The organism is Chryseobacterium viscerum, assembly GCF_025949665.1.
In the GTDB taxonomy this organism is placed as follows: Bacteria; Bacteroidota; Bacteroidia; order Flavobacteriales; family Weeksellaceae; genus Chryseobacterium; species Chryseobacterium viscerum_A.
This window is the reverse complement of the sequence record NZ_JAPDFT010000001.1, coordinates 2,709,055-2,734,662: the sequence shown is the minus strand read 5'-3', so window position 1 is coordinate 2,734,662 and position 25,608 is coordinate 2,709,055. Positions and strand designations below refer to the sequence as shown.

General features: G+C 35.8%; 18 protein-coding genes. 11 read left to right on the top strand and 7 right to left on the bottom strand.

Annotated elements, in window-relative coordinates; all coding sequences use genetic code 11:
* Window positions 1–32 precede the first annotated feature (32 nt).
* Window positions 33–917, top strand: coding sequence for an AraC family transcriptional regulator (locus OL225_RS12375; RefSeq protein WP_264518459.1), 885 nt, complete (start codon window positions 33–35; stop codon window positions 915–917).
* 208 nt (window positions 918–1,125) lie between these two features.
* On the opposite strand, the gene ccoG is transcribed toward OL225_RS12375, so the two are convergent.
* On the bottom strand, window positions 1,126–2,574 hold the full coding sequence (gene ccoG / locus OL225_RS12370) for a cytochrome c oxidase accessory protein CcoG (RefSeq protein WP_264518458.1): 1,449 nt from the start codon (window positions 2,572–2,574) through the stop codon (window positions 1,126–1,128).
* Window positions 2,575–2,830: 256 nt separating this feature from the next.
* On the opposite strand from ccoG, the gene OL225_RS12365 reads away from it, so the two are divergent.
* Complete coding sequence (locus OL225_RS12365) at window positions 2,831–3,724, top strand: SMP-30/gluconolactonase/LRE family protein (RefSeq protein ID WP_264518457.1); 894 nt, start codon at window positions 2,831–2,833, stop codon at window positions 3,722–3,724.
* Window positions 3,725–3,818: 94 nt separating this feature from the next.
* Here the strand turns inward: OL225_RS12365 and OL225_RS12360 are convergent, their stop codons facing one another.
* Window positions 3,819–5,126 carry a DEAD/DEAH box helicase gene (locus OL225_RS12360; protein WP_264518456.1) on the bottom strand — a complete coding sequence of 436 codons (1,308 nt, stop codon included), beginning with the start codon at window positions 5,124–5,126 and terminating at the stop codon, window positions 3,819–3,821.
* A 455-nt stretch (window positions 5,127–5,581) separates the two neighbouring features.
* Here OL225_RS12360 and rpsA point away from each other — a divergent pair, with 455 nt between their 5' ends.
* From rpsA to OL225_RS12340, 4 genes are all read left to right on the top strand, one after another.
* Window positions 5,582–7,372: a 30S ribosomal protein S1 gene (gene rpsA / locus OL225_RS12355; protein ID WP_047376953.1), complete on the top strand. Its 1,791-nt coding sequence runs from the start codon at window positions 5,582–5,584 to the stop codon at window positions 7,370–7,372.
* A 325-nt stretch (window positions 7,373–7,697) separates the two neighbouring features.
* The gene (locus OL225_RS12350) at window positions 7,698–10,349 is read left to right on the top strand and encodes a T9SS-dependent M36 family metallopeptidase (RefSeq protein ID WP_264518455.1); all 2,652 of its coding nucleotides are present in this window, start codon (window positions 7,698–7,700) and stop codon (window positions 10,347–10,349) included.
* A 125-nt stretch (window positions 10,350–10,474) separates the two neighbouring features.
* Window positions 10,475–11,461 (top strand): EamA family transporter, encoded by a 987-nt coding sequence (locus OL225_RS12345; protein ID WP_264518454.1) that lies wholly within the window; start codon window positions 10,475–10,477, stop codon window positions 11,459–11,461.
* An 82-nt stretch (window positions 11,462–11,543) separates the two neighbouring features.
* Complete coding sequence (locus OL225_RS12340) at window positions 11,544–12,536, top strand: alpha/beta fold hydrolase (protein ID WP_264518453.1); 993 nt, start codon at window positions 11,544–11,546, stop codon at window positions 12,534–12,536.
* Window positions 12,537–12,685: 149 nt separating this feature from the next.
* On the opposite strand, the gene OL225_RS12335 is transcribed toward OL225_RS12340, so the two are convergent.
* On the bottom strand, window positions 12,686–13,828 hold the full coding sequence (locus tag OL225_RS12335) for an MFS transporter (RefSeq protein ID WP_264518452.1): 1,143 nt from the start codon (window positions 13,826–13,828) through the stop codon (window positions 12,686–12,688).
* Between the two features lie 76 nt (window positions 13,829–13,904).
* On the opposite strand from OL225_RS12335, the gene OL225_RS12330 reads away from it, so the two are divergent.
* Window positions 13,905–14,687 (top strand): AraC family transcriptional regulator, encoded by a 783-nt coding sequence (locus OL225_RS12330; protein WP_264518451.1) that lies wholly within the window; start codon window positions 13,905–13,907, stop codon window positions 14,685–14,687.
* Window positions 14,688–14,879: 192 nt separating this feature from the next.
* Window positions 14,880–15,323 carry an SRPBCC family protein gene (locus tag OL225_RS12325; protein ID WP_264518450.1) on the top strand — a complete coding sequence of 148 codons (444 nt, stop codon included), beginning with the start codon at window positions 14,880–14,882 and terminating at the stop codon, window positions 15,321–15,323.
* Between the two features lie 70 nt (window positions 15,324–15,393).
* Here the strand turns inward: OL225_RS12325 and rplS are convergent, their stop codons facing one another.
* Window positions 15,394–15,750: a 50S ribosomal protein L19 gene (rplS, locus tag OL225_RS12320; RefSeq protein ID WP_047376947.1), complete on the bottom strand. Its 357-nt coding sequence runs from the start codon at window positions 15,748–15,750 to the stop codon at window positions 15,394–15,396.
* A gap of 293 nt (window positions 15,751–16,043) precedes the next feature.
* Between rplS and OL225_RS12315 the strand changes: the two genes are divergently transcribed.
* Window positions 16,044–18,782: a fibronectin type III domain-containing protein gene (locus OL225_RS12315; protein ID WP_264518449.1), complete on the top strand. Its 2,739-nt coding sequence runs from the start codon at window positions 16,044–16,046 to the stop codon at window positions 18,780–18,782.
* Window positions 18,783–18,957: 175 nt separating this feature from the next.
* On the opposite strand, the gene OL225_RS12310 is transcribed toward OL225_RS12315, so the two are convergent.
* The gene (locus tag OL225_RS12310; RefSeq protein WP_264518448.1) at window positions 18,958–20,496 is read right to left on the bottom strand and encodes a membrane-binding protein; all 1,539 of its coding nucleotides are present in this window, start codon (window positions 20,494–20,496) and stop codon (window positions 18,958–18,960) included.
* 389 nt (window positions 20,497–20,885) lie between these two features.
* Here OL225_RS12310 and OL225_RS12305 point away from each other — a divergent pair, with 389 nt between their 5' ends.
* Window positions 20,886–21,587: a CoA transferase subunit A gene (locus OL225_RS12305; protein ID WP_047376945.1), complete on the top strand. Its 702-nt coding sequence runs from the start codon at window positions 20,886–20,888 to the stop codon at window positions 21,585–21,587.
* 50 nt (window positions 21,588–21,637) lie between these two features.
* Here OL225_RS12305 and OL225_RS12300 read toward each other — a convergent pair whose 3' ends face one another.
* The gene (locus OL225_RS12300) at window positions 21,638–23,440 is read right to left on the bottom strand and encodes an ABC transporter ATP-binding protein (RefSeq protein ID WP_047376944.1); all 1,803 of its coding nucleotides are present in this window, start codon (window positions 23,438–23,440) and stop codon (window positions 21,638–21,640) included.
* Between the two features lie 122 nt (window positions 23,441–23,562).
* Here OL225_RS12300 and OL225_RS12295 point away from each other — a divergent pair, with 122 nt between their 5' ends.
* Window positions 23,563–24,216 carry a CoA transferase subunit B gene (locus OL225_RS12295; RefSeq protein WP_264518447.1) on the top strand — a complete coding sequence of 218 codons (654 nt, stop codon included), beginning with the start codon at window positions 23,563–23,565 and terminating at the stop codon, window positions 24,214–24,216.
* A gap of 362 nt (window positions 24,217–24,578) precedes the next feature.
* Here the strand turns inward: OL225_RS12295 and OL225_RS12290 are convergent, their stop codons facing one another.
* Window positions 24,579–25,391, bottom strand: coding sequence for a DUF4197 domain-containing protein (locus OL225_RS12290; RefSeq protein WP_264518446.1), 813 nt, complete (start codon window positions 25,389–25,391; stop codon window positions 24,579–24,581).
* Between the last annotated feature and the right edge of the window lie 217 nt (window positions 25,392–25,608).

The window sequence follows — 25,608 nt, the reverse complement described above, 5'->3', positions numbered from 1 at the left end:
TTTGTGAATCTTTACAAGGCATATAAATATAAATGATGAATCCTATTTCTGTTCTTCATATCGACCTTTTCCAGGCAGGTAAAAATACTTCAGATTTTTATTTTAACACAATGAAGAATCATTTGGTGGTAGGGCATCGTCATATAGAAAAACCTCATAGACATGATTTCTATGCAGCCGTTCTTTTTACTAAAGGAGTAGGGATACATGAAATAGATTTCCAAAAATATGACGTTTCGGAAGGAAGCCTTTTCTTTCTGTCACCCGGGCAGATTCACAGTTGGGAACTTTCGGAAGATATAGAAGGTTATATTTTCTTTTGCTCCCAGGAATTTTATGAAATGCATTATGTGAATCAGAAGCTGAGAAATTTTCCCTTTTTTGGATCTGTATCTTTTCCGAGAAAACTTCAGCTGGACGCTCTGGAATTAAAGAAGAATATTAGTTTATTTCAGGAACTGGGAGAAGAATATCAGGCTAAAAACATCATGAAAGAAGGTCTTATTTTGGCGTTAATGTCCAGGATTTTCATTAATTCCACCCGATTATTTTCCAGAGATTTTGATACACAGGATTCTGCCGCCGGACTTTCTTACTTTAAACATTATCAGGATTTTGAAAATCTTATTGAACAGCATTTTGCAGAACGTAAATCGATTGCCCATTACGCTTCATTATTAGGAATTTCATCCAAGCACCTGAATAGAATTGTACAGGCTGTTGTCCAGAAAACAGCTACAGATATTATTACAGAAAGGGTAGTGCTGGAAGCCAAAAGAATGTTGATGTACCTGGATGAAAGTCTGGTTGAAATTGCATTCAGATTAGGATATGAAGAATATTCCTACTTTGTAAGAGTATTCCGGAAAAGCTCCGGAATGACTCCCACGCAGTTTATGAGGAAATATAAGGCTTAATGAGTTCAAAGTTCAAGGTTCTGAGCTGAAGGTTTATGGCTTAAAGTTGAAGGTTTAAGGTTGCTGGTTGTTTTGTTGCTGGTTGTTTTGGTTACGAGTTTCGGGTTTCTTTTGTTTCGAGTTTACTAGTTGCTGGTTACACACAACCTTGAACTTTGAACCTTGAACTTTGAATTCTCCCTAATCCTTGCAACCTACCATCTGCAACCTACAAAGCTAACTTAAACGGTCCTTCAAAAGTCGTTTCAAAAGAATCTACCAATTTCCCTTTTTCATCAAAAACACCAATGACCATATTTTGTTTTGAGAATTTAATCTCTTCTTCAGGGAAGGAAATATTAATGTTGCCTTTCAGGATCTGGTCTCCTTTTAAGATGATGGTTTCAGAACCGAAATAAGTGATTTCAGCATTTGATGGGGTGATAACTTTGATGTTCAATATCTTCTTTTCATTAGACTTATTCAGAAGAGTATAAATAAAGGTGTTGGTAATTTTACCGTTTTTAACGAAAAATGTAGAGCCTGCCGGTTTGATAAATTTCGCTTCCATAGAACCACGGTCGTACATTAAAAATCCAAGGAATCCGATCAGCAATGCCAGAATAACAGTCGTCGCTTTCATTCTTGGCGTAAATCTGAATTTTTCACGGTTTTCAATTTCTGATTCTGTGGCATAACGAACCAATCCTTTAGGTAGGCCGACCTTTTCCATTACTTCATCACAGGCATCAATACATGCTGTACAATTCACACACTCCAGTTGCTGCCCGTTTCTGATGTCAATTCCCGTAGGACAGACAACAACGCATTGGTTACAATCAATACAATCTCCTTTGCCAGCCGCTTTTCTGTCTTCATTGTTTCTCCATTTTGAACGGCCTTCCCCTCTTTTAAAATCGTAATATACGTTGATTGTCTGTTTATCAATTAGTACTCCCTGAAGTCTTCCGTAAGGGCAAACCAGAGTACATACCTGCTCACGAAGCCATGCAAAAACAAAATAGAAAGTCATCGTGAAAAAGATCATCGTAACAAACTTTAAAGGATGTTCTGAAGGTCCTTCCTGCATAATCTGGAAAACCTGTTCATAGCCTACGATATACATAAACATGAAAGTAGAGATGATCAGAGAAATCAAAATAAATACGGACCATTTTGTAAGTCTCTTTCTGATTTTTTCAGCATCCCATTCCTGTCTGTCAAGTTTCATCTGTTTATTTCGGTCTCCTTCAATCCAATATTCTATTTTACGGAAAACCATTTCCATAAAAAGGGTTTGAGGGCAAAGCCAGCCACAGAATATCCTTCCGAAAACTACAGTAAATAACATTACAAAAATGACCGAAGTTACCGCTCCCAATGCAAGAATAAAAAAGTCCTGAAGGTAGAACGGCTGTCCAAGGATAAAGAATTTCCTGTCGATAACATTGATGAGCAGAAAAGGATTATTATTGATCTTTACAAAAGGCAGTCCGAAAAATAACGCAAGAAGAAGATAGCTGGTGTAATTTCTGTAATTTGTGTATTTTCCTTTAGGCTTTCTTGGGAATATCCACTTCCTTTTTCCGGTTTCATCCATTGTTCCCACTGAATTTCGGAAATCTTCATTTTCAATTTCTATTTCTAAAGATTTGATATTGTTGGACTCTGCGCTCATTGTTGTATGCTATAAAAGTATTTTGGTACTATTTTCAGCAGGATCACCCTCTTTTTTGAATTGATTTTTTATTGAAAAAAAGTGCTCGATCCTGTTACTGCAAAGCTCCGGATTATATTCTTTCATTACTAATATGATCTGCTTCAAAAATAGGACAATTAGGACATTTAATATTTGTGTTTTTTATTGTATCAAAACGAGAAAATATTTTGAAACCTCTAGGTCATATTGTAAATTGCAGGTTTAAAAATGAAGTATGAAGAATATCTGGAAAATAAGCATGATTGGTTTGGTTTTCGCATTGGTAAACTGCCAATCAGTAAATTATAGTAAAATGTTTTATGAAGGAGTAAAGCCGGAAATGGTTTCAGATACGTTCAGTTTCACAGAAGGACCATCAGCAGATAAAGAGGGGAATGTTTACTTTACCGATCAACCCAACGATAAAATCTATTATTGGGACTGGAAAAGCAACAAGATAATAGAGTTTTTAGACAAGACGGGAAGGGCAAACGGAACACACTTTGACAAAGATGGGTATTTGATTACCTGCTCAGATGATCAGGGAGAAATCTGGAAAATTTCCAAAGACAAAAAAGTGGAAATTCTGCTTAAAGGCTTTGAAGGAAAAAGATTGAATGGTCCCAATGATGTATGGAATGATGAGGCCGGAGGAATGTACTTTACAGATCCATTGTATGAAAGAGATTACTGGGTTGGCTTTAAACAGGAAATTCAGCATAAAAGTCTTTATTACAGAGATAAAGCGGGAAAAGTTATCAAACTTGATACTTTCACTCAGCCTAACGGAATTGTAGGAAGTGAAAAATTAAAGAAATTATATATTTCTGATATTGATGCCGGAAAAACCTATGTGTATGATATATTGGGCGATGGAAAGCTATCTGAGAAAAAACTGTTTTGTGAAATGGGTTCAGACGGAATGGAACTGGATAAGCATGGGAATCTTTATTTAACAGGAGATGGAGTACATATTTTTAACCGTTTTGGAAAGAAAATGTATCATATTTCTATTCCTGAAAAGTGGACTTCCAATGTAACTTTTGGCGGAGAAAATAATGATATACTCTTCATTACTGCTTCAAAATCTGTGTATACTTTTCCTACCAGAGTAAGGGGAATAAAATAAATAAAAAGAAATGTCATTGAGAGAAGTATAGGTGGCTTTGTTGCTATGCTCCTCGCAATGACATATTATTGTTAATCTAAATGGGATTATAGCTTTAATAAGCAACCTCCATTTTTACTTTCTTTCCTTTCAGTTTTTCGTTCTGAAGCTTTCTTAAAACAGTATTTACTTTATTTCTGGAAACAGCAACATAGGAAGTCGTATCCTTTACTTCAATCAAACCGATATCTTCTTTCTGAAGTTCTCCTTTTTTGATAAGATAGCCCACAACATCTACTTTGTTGACCTTATCTTTTTTTCCTGCACTGATATAAATAGTCTGGAAAGGTGTTTTTTCCGGAACTTTAGTAAACCCGGCAACACTTTCTTCAGGGGTATTGTTTTTAATGAACGGGAAGTTTTCTTCCTCTGTCATGATGAGGTATACAAAACCTTTGGCATTCATCCTTGCAGTACGTCCGTTTCTATGAATGAAAGCATCTTCTTTTGGAGGAAGCTGATAATGTACAATAGATTCTACCTCCGGAACATCAAGTCCACGGGCAGCAAGATCCGTAGTAATAAGAATTCTTGCAGAATCATTTCTGAATTTCAGCAATGCACGTTCTCTTTCGTCCTGCTCCATACCGCCATGGAAAGTTTCCCTGTCGATTCCCATTTGGTTAAGGAGCTCAGAGATTCTGTCTACAGCCTCACGGTGATTACAGAAAATAAGCGTTCTTTTATTCCCTATTTTGCAGATTAAATTAAATAAAGTGTCAAGTTTTTCCTCAGAAATTGTCATTACTTTTCGCAATTGGATATCTGGCTTTACTTCACTTAGCTTTAAAAAGTCAATGGTTTTTTCATTTTTTAAACCTGTAAACGTTGGAATTTCATCCATCGCAGTAGCTGAAGTTAAAATTCTTTGTGAAAGACCCTTTAATGAACCTGCAATAAACTCCATATCTTCATGAAAGCCAAGCTCCAGAGCTTTGTCGAATTCATCTAAAATGAGTCTTTTAATCGTTTTCGGATCAAAATTATTATTTCTCACATGGTAAGCAACTCTTCCTGGAGTTCCTATTAAAACCGCAGGAGCTTCAATTAAATTGTTAACCTCTATTTTTTTATCATGTCCGCCATAACAGACAGAAACTTTAAAATCTGTTCCCATAGCTTTAAAAACCTGCTCAATCTGTAAAGCAAGTTCTCTTGCCGGAACCAATATCAATGCCTGAACTCCCTGAACATTTTTTTTCAGATTCCTAAGAACCGGGAATAAAAAAGCAAGAGTCTTTCCAGATCCTGTAGGAGAGAGTAAAACAATGTCTGTGTTGTTTTCAGACGCATTATAAGTAGATTTCTGCATCTGATTCATATCCTGAATCTGCAGTTTCTGGTAGATTGATTGTAGTTCCATGGTGCAAAGGTAGTGAATTTAAGCGGGTGATTCGTGGGAGAGTCTGAGGGCTGGAGTGTTTGGGAGTAGGAGAGTTTGGTAGGGATAGGAAAGTGTTGCTCTTCTTTAACTCTTCGTTACTGTCATTCTGAATGAAGTGCAGCGAAATGAAAAATCTCATATTTGTATTCCTGCTCTTATGATCAAAAAAAAAATAAGTTTTTCTGAACCGTCTGATTTTTCAATTTTTAAATTCTTTAATCTTTTAATAATAAATGTTGACATTCAGTTGTTTAGCGATAATATTTACAAAGGTAAATCTATTGTTTATCTTAAATAAAATTCCTATCTTTGCACCCACTTTTGTGGCGAAAAGGTTTGATGGGTAAATTACTTAAAATTAATTACTTCCGTATTTTTTAATCCGCATTTATTCAAACCGTTAAAAAAGAAGGAATACAAATTTTTATTAGAAAATGTCAAAAGAGACAAATTCAGCAGAGGTTTTATTAAACCAAAACGTAGCACCAGAACAATTTGATTGGGATTCTTTCGAATCAGGTCTTGATGCAGATGCGAGAAAAGAAAAAAGCGATTTAGAAGAAATCTATAACGGATCTCTTAACAGCCTAAACGATAATGACGTTTTAGTTGGTAGAGTTGTAAGATTAACTGACAAAGAAGCTATCGTAGACATCAACTTCAAATCTGAAGGTGTTATTTCTCTTAACGAATTCCGTTACAACCAAGGCCTAAAAGTAGGTGATGAGGTAGAAGTAATGGTTGACAAGAGAGAAGACAAAACTGGTCAGTTACAATTATCTCACAGAAAAGCTAGAACACTTAAAGCTTGGGATAAAGTAAACGAACTTCACGAAACTGGAGAAATCGTTAACGGTTTTGTTAAATCAAGAACTAAAGGTGGTATGATCGTTGACGTTCACGGAATCGAAGCATTCTTACCTGGTTCTCAAATTGACGTTAAGCCAATTAAAGATTACGATCAGTTCGTAGGAAAAACTATGGAGTTCAAAGTTGTGAAAATCAACCCTGAGTTCAAAAACGTAGTTGTATCTCACAAAGCATTGATCGAAGCAGATATCGAAGGTCAGAAAAAAGAAATCATCGCTCAGCTTGAAAAAGGTCAGGTTCTTGAAGGTACTGTTAAGAATATTACTTCTTACGGTGTATTCATTGACTTAGGAGGTGTTGATGGATTGATCCACATTACAGACCTTTCTTGGTCTAGAGTGAACCACCCATCTGAAATCCTGGAGGACGGACAGACTGTAAAAGTTGTAATCCTTGATTTTGATGATGAGAAAACAAGAATCCAATTAGGTATGAAGCAATTAGAAGCTCATCCTTGGGATGCTCTTTCTGCTGACTTGAAAGTAGGTGACAAAGTAAAAGGAAAAGTAGTAGTTCTTGCTGACTATGGTGCATTCGTAGAAATCGCTCCAGGTGTAGAAGGATTAATCCACGTTTCTGAAATGTCTTGGTCTACTCACTTAAGATCTGCTGGAGATTTCGTAAAAGTAGGTGATGAAGTAGAAGCTGAAGTATTAACTTTAGATAGAGAAGAAAGAAAAATTTCTCTTGGTATCAAGCAATTGTCTAAAGATCCATGGGAAAATATCGAAGCTAAGTATCCGGTAGGATCTCAGCATGTAGGAACTGTAAGAAACTTCACTAACTTTGGTGTATTCGTAGAGTTAGAAGAAGGTATCGACGGATTAATCTACATCTCTGATCTTTCTTGGACTAAGAAAATCAAGCACCCATCTGAGTTCTGCGCAGTAGGTGATAAATTAGACGTTGTAGTTCTTGAATTAGATATTCAGGCTAGAAGATTATCTCTAGGTCACAAGCAATTGACTGAAAACCCATGGGATAAATTCGAAACTAAATATGCTGAAGGAACTATCCACGCTGGTAAAGCTGTAGAAGTTCACGATAAAGGAGCTTCTGTTCAATTCGAAGATGCTGAAGTAGAAGCATTCTGCCCTTCAAGATTATTAGAGAAAGAAGATGGATCTAAAATCAAAAAAGGTGAAGATGCTCAGTTCAAAGTAATCGAATTCAACAAAGAATTCAAGAGAGTAGTAGTATCTCACACAGGTATCTTCAGAGATGAAGAGAAGAAAAACGTTAAAGAATCTTCTTCTAGAAACGTATCTTCTTCTTCAAACAACGAAGAAAGATCTACTCTTGGAGACATCGATGCATTAGCAGAGTTGAAAAGAAAAATGGAAGAAGGTAAATAATCTTTGAACCATTCATACATAAGGAGCCGCTCATTTGAGCGGCTTTTTTTTATCTAAATATGATAAATATAAAATTTGATAATCATTAAAACAAATTCGTTAATATGTGATTTATTTAATGAAATAATTATATCATAAATATTTAAAAATAAGTTAAATATAATGTGGTAGGCATAAATTTATGATGAGGTTCTCTTTATTGAGAAATATGCAAAACAATATTAAGATGATAATTTTGCGGGTATTTATTTATTTTTAAGTTTTAGGTAAAAAAAATATTGAAAGTTTGTGAATTATTTGTAGATTAGCGGCTTTAATAATGGATATGAAAAATAAAGCTCTACCTCTTTTATTTGCAGTATTTTCTGCATTTCCAACAGTATTGTTTGGACAGGATAATGAACAACTGATTAAAGATTATATTTCTCAAAATAAAATAAGAGAATATAAAAAATATGATCTTAATAATATCATTGTTGATAATGTAGATCCATCAAAATCATTGAATGGTAATGTTGTTAAATTTTTACAGACATATAAAGGTTTACCGATATACAATTCTGTAGGAACAGCATTGATCAAAGACAGCAAAGTTGTTTATTATACAGATAATTTTGTAAAAGATTATACTGTATCTACATCCGGTACAGCTGCAATTAATAAAAATACAGCGCTTCAAAAGATTGCTGAAGACCTGAAAAACCCTGATATTGCAAATTTTACGATTCTTGAATATCTTGAAAAGACTCAAAAAAGAGCTACATCAGCCAATCAAAGACTGGTATATACCAATGACGAAAACGGAAATCTGCGTTTGGCCTATGAGTATACCTTAATGGAACCAAAGTCTCCGAATTACTGGAATATTTTAGTAGATGCAAACAATGGAAATATCCTTTTAAAAAATAATCTGACTTTATCTTGTAATTTCCATCATGATGCCTATAGTTCAGATGCTGAGTACAGCCATGCTGATCATTTTGAGAATACATTGATAGGACCTCAAAATAGTATGGTACAAAACAATACTCCATTACTTTTGCCAGATAATGCATCCTATAATGTATTTCCATTACCAATTGAAGCACCTACTTTTGGTTCAAGATCAGTCATTAACAATCCTTGGGATCTAAGTGCCTCTCCTGAAGGATGGCATTCTGACGGAACTAATCATTATACCATTACCAGAGGAAATAACGTTTTTGCCTACGAAGATGTGGCGGGAACAGCTTTAACAGCTCCCGGTTATCTTACAGGTACTCCCGCTGAAGGTGGTGCTACAAGAAACTTTAATTTCCCTTTTAGTATTAATGAAACTTCTGTAAATAACAGGAATGCTTCAATCACTAATTTATTTTATCTGAATAACAAAGTTCATGATGTTTTCTACAAATTTGGATTTACAGAATCTGCAAGAAACTTCCAGCAGAACAATTTTGGTAATGGACCTGTAGGAGGAGATGATGACTCTGTATATGCAGAAGCGCAAGATGGAGGAGGTTCAAATAACGCAAACTTTAGTTCTCCTCAGGACGGTTATAACCCTAAGATGCAGATGTATCTTTGGTCAACAACTAACAGCCGATTACTATTTTATAACAGTCCTGGTTCTGCGGTTCCTCGCGAACCGATAGTTATAGCAGCTGCATTTGGGCCAGCATTAAATGTTTTAGGTGTAACGGGAGATGTAAAACCATCAACAGATATACAAGGTTGCCAGGCATTACCTGCAGGATCTCTTACAGGAAAGATTGGGCTTATTGAAAGAGGGGGAACTAATTGTGGCTTTACAGTAAAGGTAAAGAATGCTCAGAATGCCGGAGCTGTTGGGGTTATAGTGTATAATAATGCAGCCGCGGTTAATATTCCTCCTGCAATGGGAGGTGTAGATGCTACAATTACTATTCCTTCAATACTTGTTACAAATTCAGAAGGAGAATATATAAAAAGTCAGCTTGCTGCCAATGCAACTGTAAATGTTACATTAAAAAAAGATCCGACATATAATGTAGTTCCTGATGGAAGTTTCGATAATGGAATTGTCATTCATGAATATGGACATGGAATTTCAAACCGACTTACAGGTACAGGATCATCATGTTTGAACGCAAATGTAAGTAAAGAGCAAATGGGAGAAGGATGGTCTGATTTCTTTGCATTAATGTTAACCAATAAAGCAGGAGATAATGCTTTAGTACCAAGAGGTATGGGTACATATGTAGGTGGACAGCCAAATGAAGGAGGAGGTATAAGGCCAGCAAGATATTCTCCTAATTTTGCTATTAATGATTTTACTTATGGAGATACTAATACAATGCAGTATACCAATTCAAATGGTAATTTAGTTCCGGACGTACATTCCATTGGGTTCGTTTGGGCAACAATGCTATGGGATCTTCACTGGAAATATGTTGAAAAATATGGATATTCCTCGGATGTGTTGGCAAATACTACCAATGGAAGTACAAGAGTATTGCAGTTAATCACCAATGCATTAAAACTACAGGCATGTAATCCTAGTTTCGTTGAAGGTAGAGATGCAATACTGGCGGCTGAATTAGCAACTACACAGGGTCAGGATAAATGTATGATTTGGGGTGTCTTTGCCAAAAGAGGTTTAGGTTTAAATGCTTCAGCTGGGGTTAAGAATAATATTACAGATCAGGTTGAAAATTTTGCAGTGCCTGAAGAATGTTTGCTGGCTACTAATGAAGTGAAAACAAAGAAAGATAATAAAGTTGTGATCTATCCAAACCCGGCTAAAGATGAGTTTTATATCAACTTCCCAAGCAATACTCTTGGAAAAGTAAGTGTAGAACTTTATGATATGTCAGGTAAACTGGTTTCTTCTGAAGATAAAATTTCACCGGATGCTAAGAAAGCAATTTCTACAAGCAATTTGGTAAACGGAACTTATATGGTTAAAATCAAAGGACTTGGTTTTGAAGCCGCTTCAAAAGTAATGGTTAAAAAATAATTTACTTATTAATTAATTTCAAAATCGCCACAAGCTTGCTTGTGGCGATTTTGTTTATCTATCATTATAACATTTCAGATAGGTTTAATTTATATGTTGTACCTTTGCAGGCTGTTAAAAAAATTATGAAGAAGAAAAATATACTAAAAGGTGTTTTATTTGTAGGGATTGGAGCTAGTATATACGGTATGTTGGCCACTTTTGTAAAAATGGCTTACCATGATGGTTTCACCACTTCGGAAGTAACTACTTCCCAGTTTGTTTTAGGTTTGACGGGACTTTTGATCCTCAATCTTATTCAGACACTAACCTCAAAACAGAAATTATCGCTGCCAAATTCTAAAGAAGTCAGAATGCTGTTGCTTGCAGGAACTTCTCTAGGAGGAACAAGTTTATTCTATTATATTGCTGTACAGTATATCAATGTTTCAATTGCTATTGTACTATTGATGCAGTCGGTATGGTTCAGTGTGGTGGTGGAAAGTATTCTTACAAAAAAACTACCCAATGCTAGAAAAGTAGTTTCCGTAGTTATCGTATTGCTGGGAACAGTTCTTGCAACTAATCTTATTAATATGGAGATAGAACTGGACTGGCATGGAGTCTTCTGGGGGTTGATGGCTGCTGCTTCATATACCTTGACGATGTTCACTTCCAATACGCTGGCTACGCATCTTCCAGTTTTCAGAAAAAGTATTATTATGCTGGCAGGTGGTTCTGTAGTGGTTTTTGCATTTTTATTCTTTGCACAGATCGGGCCTATGTATTTTGATGGTTTAAAATCATTGTACTTAAATTTTACTGATAATACAGAACATATTCATTCATTTAATTATTCAATATTCCTGACGTATGGATTTGTACTGGCTCTTTTTGGAACCATTATTCCACCAATTTTATTCAATATCGGATTCCCAAATGCGGGATTGGGTCTGGGAAGTATTGTTTCATCATTGGAGCTTCCGGTTTCTGTAACGATGGCCTTTGTTTTATTGGGTGAGAAAGTATTTCTGATCCAATGGATAGGAATTGCCCTCATCCTTTTTGCTATCGTTTTGATGAATTTACCTTCAAAAAAAGAAAAAGAAGTTTCAATAGCAGAATTGTCCTAAAAAAATATTTAAATAAAATAATAGTTGAAACCGTTCCTTTTGGAGCGGTTTTTTTAATTTTAATCCTTTAAATAAAAGTTTCATGAAACATTTCAGAAATATAACGGCTGCTTTTGCATTGATGATGTCCGGTTTTATGTTTTCACAGGCAAAGCCTCTGGATGCAATGCTTTCCGACTATAAATATCCTTATGAAGTTCATTTTCTCAATTTTAAGTCTCAGGGTGAAGATTTGAAAATGGCCTATATGGATGTACACCCGCAAAAGCCCAATGGGAAAACAATAATGCTTCTCCATGGAAAGAATTTCAACGGAGCGTATTGGGAGAAAACAGCAAAGGATTTGTCTGCTAAAGGATTCAGAGTAGTGATTCCTGATCAGATAGGATTTGGAAAGTCTTCAAAGCCTCATGCATACCAGTTTTCTTTTTCTCAGCTGGCAGAAAATACAAAAGCAGTTCTGGATGAATTAAAAATTGAGAAAGCAATAATACTGGGGCATTCAATGGGAGGAATGGTAGCTTCCAGATTTACATTGCTGTATCCGGAGAAAGTACAGAAACTGATTCTTGAAAACCCAATCGGGCTTGAGGATTATAAAACGTTTGCAACTTACCAGACAATTGATCAGGCATATCAATCTGAACTTAAAAATACATCAGAAACCTATAAAAACTATCAGCTGAAATTCTATTATGATAACAAATGGAAAGAAGAATATCAGCCGTGGCTTGATCTGATTGCAGGTTGGACGCTTCATAAAGATTACCCTCAGGTAGCCTGGGATGCAGCTCTTACCTCGGATATGATTTACAATCAGCCGGTATGCTATGAATTTAAAAATATTAAAGTTCCTACACTGCTTATTATTGGAACAAGAGACAGAACCGCAATAGGGAAAGACAGAGCTTCCAAGGAACTTCAGCCGAAAATGGGACAATATCAGGAGCTAGGAAAGAAAACTCAACACGAAATTGCCGGTTCAAAGCTTGTAGAACTTGACAATGTAGGACATCTTCCTCATATAGAAGTATATCCTGAATTTTTTGAAGCCCTGTATAATTTTATACAATAAATTTAAAACTATAAAATATCTGAAACATTAAGTTTTCTTAAATGATTACAATAGAGTTTAGGCAGATTCAATATTAAGCTTATTCAACTGTTCGTTTATTTTTGAGGAAACGACGATTCTTGTTATCTTTTAAACTTAATGTTTCAGATTTATTGCTTCTTACAATCAATGAATAGTAAAGCACACACTCCAATTCCTGAAAACAGCACACAGGAAAGTCCCAGATTCTGTATAAATCCAATACTTACCAACCCTAAGCCGATCAATATATAATAGATCAACCCCAACAAAGCTCCCGCGCTGCCGGTCTCATTTTTATAATGGATAAGTGCGGTACTTAAAATATTTGGAACTGCCATGCTGAACGCCATTACAATGAAGAAATAAGGAATTAAAAAATATATTCCTGTATCTGTCAGAATCCATACGAAAATAGAAGCAGCAAATGCTGAAATAACACTGACTTTAACTAAATGTTTAGGTTGTATGTTCCTCAATAACAGAAATCTGTTAAGTTTTGCTCCTGCAAATGTCCCGCCAGCCAATATAACACTACTGTATCCGAAGGCATATGAAGAATAATGATACTCTTTAAAAATAAATGGCGCCAATGAATAGTAAGAAAACAGTAAGACATTAAAACTCATAATCAATAAACAGCATTTTATGATCGCCTGATCACAGAGCATTCTCTTTAATAAACCTACTAAAATACCCATGTTGATTTCTTTTACTGAATGTTGAGTTTCAGAAATTTTTTTACGGGAAAGAATAAAAAATAATCCCGCAAGCAGACATAATGTTATGAAAACACCCTGATGTCCTACAGAAGAAGACAATACTGATCCGGTAATCATTCCTACTACAGGACTTATGGATAAACCGATTCCAATCCAGGAAAATACTTTGCTGATATTGTTTTGATCATAAGTGTCTCTTAAAATCGTTTGTGTTACAATAGATCCTACGGAGATTCCAAATGCTGAAATAATCCTGGCACTAAGGAGAATCATAAAATTGGGTGCAAAAATAGCGGTCAGTGTTCCGATTCCATAGGTGATAAGCCCATATTCAAGGGACTTTTTCCTTCCGATTCTGTCACATTGTATTCCCCAAAAAGCTACTCCCAGAGCAAATGCTATAAAATATAAACTGATTGTCAGGGTAACTGATTCTTCTTTTACCCGGAATAGCTCCTGAACCATTGGTAAAACCGGGCTGTAAATGGTTTCTACAAACTGAGGAAGCATTACAAGTACGGTGAGCAGCCAGATAGGATTCGTCTTTTTCATTTTTTTTCTGCAAAGTTTCCAAAATTTCAATGTATATTTATAATGATATAAAAACAAAAAACATCAAAAATAGGACATGGCGGTATTGAAACAGAATGAAGAGTTTGATGCAGATTCTATTCAGAAAAAAGTAATTGGAATAGCTTCTGATATGGTGATGCATGATTCCGGTTTTCATTTTCATACAACGAAAACTCAGTTACTATATGCACCTTCTGGCTGTATGACAGTTACTACTTCTGACATGCAGTTTGTTCTTCCTCCATTCAGAATGCTTTGGATTCCTGCAAACACGGTTCATCGTGTGAATTTCCGGAATATCGTAGCCTATAGATCTGTCTATTTTGATGAAAGTTATTCTGAAAAATATATGAAAGCTGGTCTCAAGGTTCTTCATGTAAATTCTTTATTAAAAGAAATTATAGAAAGGATCTGTTTTTGGGAATGGTTGGAGCTTGATAATGATCAGGCTAATCTTTTAAAAGTTTTTTGGGATGAAATGAGTAAGTCTCCGGAAGAAAAGCTGGAGCTTAAAATACCACAGGACAGGCGTTTTAAAAAGCTTTCAGAAGAATGGACTCTGCGTGATGCAATGCCGCCGATGTTGAAAGATCTTGCAGAAAAAGCTGGGGCAGTGGAGAAAACAATCAGCCGTATTTTTAAAAAAGAAACAGGATTATCTTATCAGGAATGGAGACAGCAGTGGCGGTTGCAGCGATCGATTGAACTTTTGGTGGAAGGTAATTCAATAGGAGAAGTTTCTCATATTTTAGACTTTTCATCAGATAGTGCTTTTATAGATTTTTTCAAGAAACAGACAGGTTCCACTCCTTTGCAATATCTCATGAAAAATGAGTAGCCATCAAGTAAAAAAATTGGAAAATGGTGTTTGTAACCAAAGAAAAAATTAAATATTCTCCATGTCAAGGTTTTACACCTTGACATGGAGTACATAGTAGTAAGAATTTCTTGTCTTATGCAAAGTCTATTGAAAAGTAATTTGATTAACATTGGATGTATCAATAGAATAGCTAAATAAAAAATAAAAGATATGAACAATTATACTACTACAATCGAACTCAAAGCTTCGGCAGAGAATATCTATGAGGCTCTTTCTCATCAGATTCCTCTTTGGTGGTCTGAACTGTTTACCGGAGCATCAGCACAGGAAGGAGATGTATTTACGGTAAGATTTGGAGACCTTATTCATAAGACAATACGGATAAAAGAAGCAATATCCAACTCAAGATTGATCTGGTATGTTGAAGATTCACTGATTGCCATACCTGAATTAAAAAATCAGACAGAGTGGATTGGGACAAGTATCGTCTGGGAAATGGAACAAAAGGAGAACAGCAGTTTGCTGCAGCTTACCCATGTGGGTTTAAATCCGACTGTGGAATGCTATACTATTTGTTCCGGTGGCTGGAATCAATTTATCGGGAGTCTGAAACTCTTTCTGGAAACCGGAACCGGAAATCCTTACAAAAAATGAAAAATATTGAAACAAAAAAAGAGACTGTTTACGTGTAAACAGCCTCTTTTTGTATGTATTGTTGTCTGAATTATTTCTTCTTGTAAGCAGCGTCTTTGATTCTTGCTTTTTTACCTCTAAGGTCTCTGAAGTAGTAAATTCTAGCTCTTCTAACTCTACCTTTTCTGTCAAGCTCGATTTTTTGAAGCGCAGGTAGGTTAATAGGGAATACTCTTTCTACACCTACATCACCACTCATTTTTCTGATCGTGAAAGTTTTTGTAGAACCAGTACCTCTTAATTGGATAACTGTTCCTTTGAAGAACTGAGTTCTTGTCTTTTGTCCTTCTTTAATTTCGTAATACACAGTAATTGTATCACCTGCTTTGAATTCAGGGAATTCTTTTTTAGCAATGTACTTGTCTTGTACGTACTTTAATAAATCCATTATTAATAAAATAAAATGTTAAAGCTAAGCAACTTACACGTTCTTCGTCAGAGGTTGAATAACAGGTTGCAAATGTACAAAATAGTTTTTGAATATGCCAAATAATTAATGTACTAAAAACTATAATTTTTTCATTCCGGTTTTGCTAAAAAATTAACGGTTTCTTTAAAATACCATCAGACAGAGTTTATATGGGAATTCTACTTTTGCCCGAAGTAAAAATCCGGACAACGGTTTTTTAAATTACTGATTCACAACTTAAAACTATATGATATTTTAAAACTAAAGCTATTATGAAACATTATTTCTTCTTTTTTTGTTTCGCGGTCCAGATGGCTTTCGGACAGGTTTTGTTTCCCTATTTACAAAATCCAACCCCGAATTCTATGATCGTCAATTGGAAAACAGCTTCCAATAATGAAACAACCGTGATCTACGGAGATTCTCCAACGAATTTGAATGTGACAGTAACAGGAACCACCAATATCTTTTCTGATACCGGATACAACAACAATTACTATTATCACACGGCAAAGGTTACCAATCTTCAGCCGAATACCAAATACTATTATAAGATAAAAACGGGAACCAGTGAGTCTGCCGTTTACAATTTCAGAACACTTCCTTTGCCAGGACAGGCTGTAACTGCCAATGGAAAGATCCGTTTCCTTATTATGGGTGACAATCAGATCAAAGCTGAACCTAGATATGATACGCTTACGCTGAATGCTTATAAAAAACTAAAGGAAAAATTCGGAGCTGCTTCGGATCCGTCTGATAATATTGCCCTTACTTTTATGGTGGGAGATCAGGTGGATGTAGGAACATTGGATCACTATGAGAATGTTCACTTTAAAAAGAACATTAAGTTATCACCTTATCTGCCTATTCAGACAACAGTAGGAAACCATGAAACCTATGGAACGATGGGAATGAATTCTTACTATGCTCATTTTTATATTGATGAAATTAGTTATAAAGGGATAAGCTCAGGAAATGAAAATTATTATGCTCAGCAGGCTGGGAATGTATTATTCGTAAGTTTAAGCTCTGAACATACGGGATCAGCACAGCAGACCTGGCTTCAGCAGATCTTAACAGCAGCTAACAATGATCCTACAGTAGACTGGATTATTTCTTTGAGCCACAGACCTTATCAGGCTGAGCAATATGTAGGAGATATCTCTACATGGGTAAGAGAAAATGCGGTACCGCTTCTGGTAACCTCTGATAAATACTTAATGCACGTTGGAGCTCACCATCACTTATACCACAGAGGTCAGCTGAAAAATACACCGAACTATCAGATTATCTCCGGAGGAACGGCCTGGGATCAGTATTGGGGAATGTCTAATGAAAAAGATTTTGATGATGTTCAGAAAACTTTGACAGACTGGACTTATCAGATTGTAGAAGTAGATATTCCAACCGGAAAAGTGGATATCGAATGTTATTCCATCGGTGGAGTTTACAACAAGAAAAATAATGTACTGGTAGATTCCTTCCATAGGTATAAAAATCAGCCTAAACCAGCGAAACCATCCATTACAAACAATTTCTCAGGGGCTATCACGTTACCTTTGACCTTGAATGGAAGTGCATTTGCTTCTTCAAATAATGAACTGTTGAACACTACACAGTTCCTGATCAGTAAGACATCTAATTTTTCTGTGATTGAAAAAGAATTCTACCGTGATTTTGAAAACTGGTTCGGAAAAGACGGAAACGGAACTCCTGATAAAACCAAAAACCTGAATGATGGAGTAGACATTACAAAAGCCACCTTAGCTGCGAACTCTATTCCAAATGGAATTTATTACGTAAAAACCCGTTACAGAGACAGAAACCTGGAGTGGAGTGACTGGAGTGATGTGAAACAGTTTGAAATCACTGGAAGTGTAGTTTCAAACCCTACATTTACTTTAAATAAAACAGAATATGCCCAAAATGAAGCCATTACCGCTACTTTCACAGGAGGTCCGGGGAACCAGCAGGATTGGGTAGGAATCTATAAAAAAGGACAAACACCGGCCAGTACTACTTCACAAGTGTACAGCTATACTAACGGACAGGTAGCAGGAACGGTTACTTTTAATAATGGTATGGCTAATAAAGGTCAGTATTTTGCCGGATTCTTTGCTAATGGCGGCTATACAGAAATCACTCCAAGAAAAAATTTCTATGTAGGACCGAAAGTTCAGCTGCAGACTACTTCTGATACCTATCCGGTAGGAGGAACAGTTGTTCTTAATTTTACTAATGGGCCGAACTTACAGAAAGACTGGATCGGAATTTATAAAATGGGGCAGACTCCTGGAACTACAGCTTCTATCAAATGGAGCTATGTGACTACTGCATCAGGAACCCTTAATTTCACGGGACTTCCGAAAGGGTATTATTACGCGCAGTATCTATTGGAAGACGGATATAACGGAATCGGGGAGAAGGTATTCTTTAAAGTAGGAGATATCGTTACAGATCTTTGGATCAATAAACCGGTATATACTTTGGGAGAAAATATTACGGCTTCATGGACGGATTCTCCGGGAATCATCAAAGATTGGTTAGGAATTTATCCTCAAAGTGTTCAGACTCCAGATGACAACTTCGTTTCTTATACCTATTTTGACGGGGTAACTCAGGGAACAAAAACCATCCAGGGAACAGCAGTACCTGCTACACCAGGAAACTATTATATGGTAATGTTTACCAATGATTCCTATACAGAAGTTTCAAACAGAGTACAGTTCCAGGTAACTTCACCAACATTAGGAACGGAAGAAACAAGAAGTACAGAGAAAAATGTAGTGCTATATCCGAACCCAACCAAACCGGGACAGCCTACTTTTATCAAAAGTGATTACCCGATTGAAAAAATAGAATTGGTTTCAGCTTCAGGAGAACTGCTTTATGTATCAAAAAATATCAATAACCAACGCTTCTCTTTGGTGAATGAGAATCTTCCGGCAGGCGTTTACTTTGTAAAAGTACACGGAAGAAAACTATTTACTTTAAAGCTGATTATTCAGTAAGATAAACGAAACACAATTATAATTTTAGAGACTGCTGGAAATAGTGGTCTCTTTTTATTGACTGTAAATAATCATAAAATTTTTCATAATCATCTGTGAAAATTTGTGTCATCTGTAGTACATAAAAAAAAACGGTTCCAAAAAATGAAACCGCTTTTGATATATAGATATGTAATTAGTCAAATGGATAGTACAGATCATCCTCATTAAGTTGAGCCTGACTTTCTGTAGAAGCACTTTCATCCTGTGCATCAGCTAGCGTCTTTGTTTCCTGAATAAGTTTTCCATCCGTATTATAAAGTTTTAACAGGATCCATTTTCCGCTGCGTTCAAGCTCTTTGGCTCCATCAAATGTTTTCAGCCTGATTTTTCCTGACTGAATAACACCGGCTTTTACAGAAGATTTATTGGCTGGCTTGCCTTTTACATATTGTGTGATTTGTGCTGTGAAATAATAATCTTCACCATCTTCACTGAAAGGCTGGGTAAAAGTATACAAAACAGTGCCTTTAGGATCATAAACAGTTGCTTCATATCCTGTTTGCTTGGCATTCAGCTTTTTTTCATAATTCAGTTTATTAAGACCTTCATAATAGTTTTTGATATTTACAATCACACCATCTTTATAGAGCGTTTCATTAAAGCCTTCATAAGTGGTACCATTATATGGGATACCATCCTGGTAGGTCAATGTAGATTTCAGCTTTCCATCCGGGGAATAATATTTAATTTCCTGTATGACATCATCTTTTAGAAACTTCTCAGATGATAATTTTTTGTCTTCATCAAAGTATTTACTATTTACAATTGAGCCTTTTTCATAGGTGTCAATAGATGAAACCTGTGTATATTCATAGGCCAGCATGTAATCTTCTCCATCCATGGGATTGTAAATGTCATTTTCTTTATCATATTGGTATACAAGATGCCCTATTTTTTTACCAGACTCCTCATAAGTGGTTTTATAACCGTCTTTTTTGTTCATTTTCTGTTCCTGTAAAATCTTCCCGCTCTTGCTATAGATTACACCTTCTTTTACACTGCCGTCTTTTCTGTATTTCTCAATTTTTGAGATCTTCATGGGGCTGGAATAGTAATCCACCATCATATTTTCTCCTGAGCCGGAAGTAGTACTGCTGCCAAGATATTTTCCTTTTTCACCATAATATTTCGTTTCAGTATTACTATCCTTATCAATGATGGTTTCATTTCTTATGCCTTTGATATCATCATCATAAACGGTTGTTTTTACAGGTGTTGAGTTTTCGTAATCAACCAGAATATTAAAATCAGTTCCGTCCTCAGCATCTTTATAGCTGAACATCTTTCCTGAAAAATTTCCGTCAGCTTTATATACCACATCTTCTGTCAGCCTGCCTTTTGTATCATAAGTCTGAGCCGGGCCAACCTGCAGACCGTTAGAATAAGTGGCAAAATTCTGAACCTTTCCTTCAGGGGTATACCAGGTTACTTTTCCGTCAAAAACTTCACTGTTTGGAGTAATGTCAGAAGCCAGACCTTCCATCTGTAATTTTCCGTCCTTATAAAAATCTTTAATAAGAGTTAGCTTTCCTTTAGGAACCGTTTCACGGTAATATTCCATGTTATCCTGAGTGGTTTTTTCCCAGTTTTCATCGAAATACGTTTTTTCTTGTGCATACACATTGATGCTAAGTACCAGGGCAAGTAATGCTGAGGTAAATAATTTTTTCATGTTTTTATTTAAAGTTTGATATTTTATATATGATTAATGTGGCAGGTGTTGAAATAAATCTCTGCAGAGATCGAATGGAGCGAAAAGGGCAGGTAATTGTCTGCCGTGAAATAATTTCTACATTAGAATTGTGTTTAAATAATTACTATCCTGAAACAGCAAAACAGGCTGTGATTCTGGATTTGAAGGCTCAAATATAAATCAAATTGATGGAAAATACCACGAAAAATGAACAGACTTGTTCATTTTTATAAATAAGTGTTTGATTATTATAAACTTAAATGATAAAAATAGATCACTTTAATAGAGATGAAATTCCGTATCATTTCCTTTCATCGGATATACAAGAAAATTTATTAAATTTAGCCAACAGAAAAATCTAATATTTCATGATAGATAAAAGAGTAAAAAATGCAAAGGAGGCCATCGAAGGAATTAATGATGGAATGACACTGATGCTTGGCGGATTCGGACTTTGCGGTATTCCGGAAAACTCAATCAATGCTTTGGTAGAAAGCGATGTGAAAGATCTTACCTGTATTTCAAACAATGCAGGAGTAGATGATTTCGGATTAGGATTATTGCTTCACAAAAGACAGATTAAGAAAATGATCTCTTCTTATGTAGGAGAAAATGCTGAATTTGAAAGACAGATGCTTTCAGGTGAACTGGATGTAGAACTTACTCCGCAAGGGACTTTAGCTGAAAAATGCAGAGCTGCTCAGGCAGGAATTCCGGCTTTTTACACACCTGCAGGTTACGGAACTGAAGTAGCAGAAGGAAAAGAAGTAAAAGAATTCAAAGGGAAGCCTCATATCCTGGAGCATGCGTATGATGCAGATTTTTCTATTGTAAAAGCATGGAAAGGAGATCATGCAGGAAACCTTATCTTCAAAGGATCTGCAAGAAATTTCAATCATCCTATGGCAGGTGCTGCGAAGATCACGATTGCCGAAGTAGAAGAATTGGTAGAACCGGGACAATTGGATCCAAACGAAATTCATATTCCGGGAATCATGATTCAAAGAATTTTCCAGGGAGAAAAATTTGAAAAAAGAATTGAGCAGAGAACAGTAAGAACTAAAGAATAAGCTCAAATAATAAAAATAAAAAAGCGCTGAAAATGTTTTCAGCGCTTTTTTTATGCTTGAGGAGTAAGAGTTTTTCTTTCTCCGATCTGTTGTCTCCACATAGCGTAGTAAAGCCCTTTTTCGTCAATAAGATTGGCGTGGGAACCTGTTTCTACAACCTGTCCTCGTTCAAGAACATAGATTTTATCGGCATGCATAATCGTACTTAAACGATGTGCAATAAGAACGGTGATTTGTTCTCTTTCTTTGGAAATGTCTTTAATAGTCGTGGTAATTTCTTCTTCCGTAATACTATCGAGTGCGGAAGTTGCTTCATCAAAGATCAACAGATGAGGTTTTCTCAAAAGAGCTCTTGCAATGGCAATTCTTTGTTTTTCACCGCCACTCAGCTTCAGACCGCCTTCACCAATCACTGTTTCAATTCCTTTTTCTGCCCTTTCCAGCAATGCTGTACAGCTCGATTTCTGTAAAGCAGCAGCCAGTTCCTGTTCAGTAGCCGCAGGATTTACAAAAAGAAGGTTTTCTTTAATAGTTCCTGCAAATAATTGAGTATCCTGAGTTACAAAACCAATTTGATTTCTCAGTTCATCAAAATCAAATTCCTTCCCATTAATTCCATTGTAAAAAATATTCCCTTCCTGAGGTCTGTACAGCCCAACCAGCAGTTTTACCAGTGTGCTTTTTCCGGAACCACTAGGCCCTACAAAAGCAATAGTTTCTCCGTTTTTGAGATCAAAAGAAATATTATTTAGAGCTTTATACTGAGCAGATTGATGTTTGAAAGAAACGTGTTTGAATTCCAGTTCTTCAATAGCACCAATTTGTTTCGGATGAAGAGGTTTTTCTTCTACCTCCTTTTTCATTAAACGGTCAAAATTCTGAAGAGAAGCTTCTGCTTCACGATAAGAAATAATGATGTTCCCGATTTCCTGCATCGGCCCGAAAATAAAGAAACCATAAAACATTAAGGATAGATACTGCCCCGGAGTCACAATATTTTTAAAAATTAAATACAATAAAGTCAGGGTAATCATCTGCTGAAGAAAATTCACCATCGTTCCCTGGATAAAACTTAGAGAACGGATGCTTTTCACCTTTCTCAGTTCAAGACCAAGGATCTTATAAGTATTGTTATTTAAACGGATCACTTCCTGGTTTGTCAATCCTAAACTTTTCACAATTTCAATGTTTCTTAAACTTTCTGTAGTACTTCCGGCTAAAGCTGTAGTTTCTGAAACAATATTTTTCTGTATCACTTTTATTCTCTTACTTAATAAATTGGTGACAATGGCGATAAAGAAAATCCCACAGATATAAACCGGCATAATAGACCAATGCAAACGGATTGCATATACCGAAACGAAAATAATACTCACCAGAATTCCGAAGAAAATATTAATGAAATTCGTGATAAATTTTACAGTGTCTTCTCTTACTTTTGTTAAAATGGATAGGGTTTCACCACTCCTCTGATCTTCAAATTCCTGAAAAGGCAATGCCATGGAATGCTTTAAACCGTCTGTAAATATTTTTGCTCCGAACTTTTGGGTAATAACACTTACCACATAATCCTGAAAAGCCTTGGCAATTCTACTCACCATAGCCGTTCCGATAAGCAGCCCAAGGAAATAAAAAGCACCGTGGTATACAGAGCTTCCATATAAATACTCATTCAGGTTTCTGGGCAATAGTTTTTCTTTATCAAAAAAGTTGGGGTGGGTGACCAGCTGGTCCAGAATATTTCCTGTAATAGCCGGGGCAAATAAAGAGAAAACCTGATTGATCGTAGCCAAAAATAAAGAAATGATAATCAGCCACTGATAAGGTTTAAGATATTTGAAAAGTATTTTCATTCTGTTAAAATAATAGAGCAAAATTACAGATATTATTTTAACTAACAGTGTTAATTATTGAACACAACAAAGCTCTTTTGTATTCAAGTGAAAATAATTAAATTGCAGTCTAAGTTTTTATTATGCTTACAAAAGAACAAATTGCCAAAAGAATTTCAAAAGAACTGAAAGATCGTTATTATGTAAACCTGGGAATTGGGATTCCTACTTTGGTTGCCAACTATGTTCCGGAAGGTATTTCCGTAGAATTCCAGAGTGAGAACGGAGTTTTGGGAATGGGGCCTTTCCCTTTCGCGGGAGAAGAAGATGCTGATATCATCAATGCCGGAAAACAGACTATTACTATTCTGGAAGGAGGTTCATTCTTCGATTCTGCCTTCAGTTTCGGGATGATCCGTGGTCAGAAAGTAGACCTTACCATCCTTGGAGCAATGGAAGTTTCAGAAAACGGAGATATTGCCAACTGGAAAATTCCCGGAAAAATGGTGAAAGGAATGGGTGGTGCTATGGACCTTGTAGCTTCTGCTGAAAATATTATCGTTGCAATGATGCACGTAAACAAAGCAGGAGAAAGCAAAATCCTTAAAAAATGTACACTTCCTTTAACTGGTGTAAACTGTGTGAAAAAAGTAGTTACTGAATTAGCTGTTCTGGATGTAACTCCGGCAGGTTTCAAACTGATGGAAAGAGCACCGGGAGTTTCAGTAGAAGATATTATAAAAGCCACAGAAGCAGATCTGATCATTGAAGGAGAAATTCCTGAAATGCAGTTCTAATCTTATTACAATAAATAATTTCGGCCTCACAAAGTGAGTCCGAAAATTTTTATAAGCGACATAGGAAATCGCAGCGTCAAAAAAATAACTCCTGTGAACGTTAAGAAAATTCTATTGTCCGAAGCACGAGACTAGTTACGAACCGATTCAACAATAATGAATTCGCGCAAGTTTAGAATTTTTAGAGAACAGGATTTATTTTTAGCGGAGAGATCCCGGTCTTGAATTTTTGTTTCTTTTGTTTGACTCCGTCGAATCTTCGATTTCAAGACAAAAGAAATTTAAAGCCTAACCAAAAAGCTGCCTCATCAATGAAACAGCTTTTATATTTTAACAGTTAGTTGTTAATCTAACTTCTTATTTTATTTCCCATCCTGCGCCCCAAACACCTTCTGCAAAATGCTCGTTGTTCTCATTGCAGGTGTATTTCTGATGCCGCTTTCTTTATCGGCTACCATTTTGAATACACCGTTGATGGTTTCTGTAGTAACATATTCGTTAAGATCTGTGGTTACAGACTGTCCTGTAAAAGTATTGTATTTTGAAATCAGATTTTTCCAAAGTGTATCAGCACCTACTTTTCCTAATGATGCTTTTACTTTAGGCTGAAAAGCACTGAACAGCTGAGATTGGGTTTTTCCCTGAAGATAACTTGTTGCTGCGTTGTTACTGCCCAATAAAATATTCTTGGCATCCGTAATGGTCATAGAAGTAATAGCATTGGTGAAAATAGGAGCAGCTTCTGTTACGGCATCTTCAGCAGCTCTGTTTAATAATTTTACGCCTTCATCAGCAAGACTTCCCATACCGATAGAACGTAACGTGGTATCGATCTTTCTTAATTTTTCAGGCATTAAAATTTTTACTGCTTCATTTTTGAAAAAACCATCTGTAATAGCCAGTTTTTTGACTCCATCCGTTACTCCCATGCTTAAGGCTTCTTTTAATCCTGAAGAAATCTGGGTGGAGGTAAGGTTTCCAAGATTGGCAGAAGATTTAGTATTTTGACTGGAAGTTGTTGTTGCAGTAGTGGTTTTAGTCCCGTTATTTTTTACAGGAACATTCAGGTCTACGCCTGTTTTATCTTTAACGGTAGATTTTATGATATCTAAAAGTTGTGCCTGTGTAGACATTGAGAATAATAATCCGGCTATAAGAAAAAAGTTTTTTTTCATCGTATTTTTTTACAAATTTAAATCTTTTAATTTTTTTAAGTCGTTTAAGTTGATCAAAAAATAAACCATAGTGTACAGAATATAATAGAACAATATCTAAGAAAATAATTTGGCAAACTGTAAATTGTCCACTCACAAGAATTTAAACAATTGAAAATGTCTAAATTTTGTTTTAAAAAGACTCCAGGAGTTTTGAAAATTAATTATCTTAGCTCAA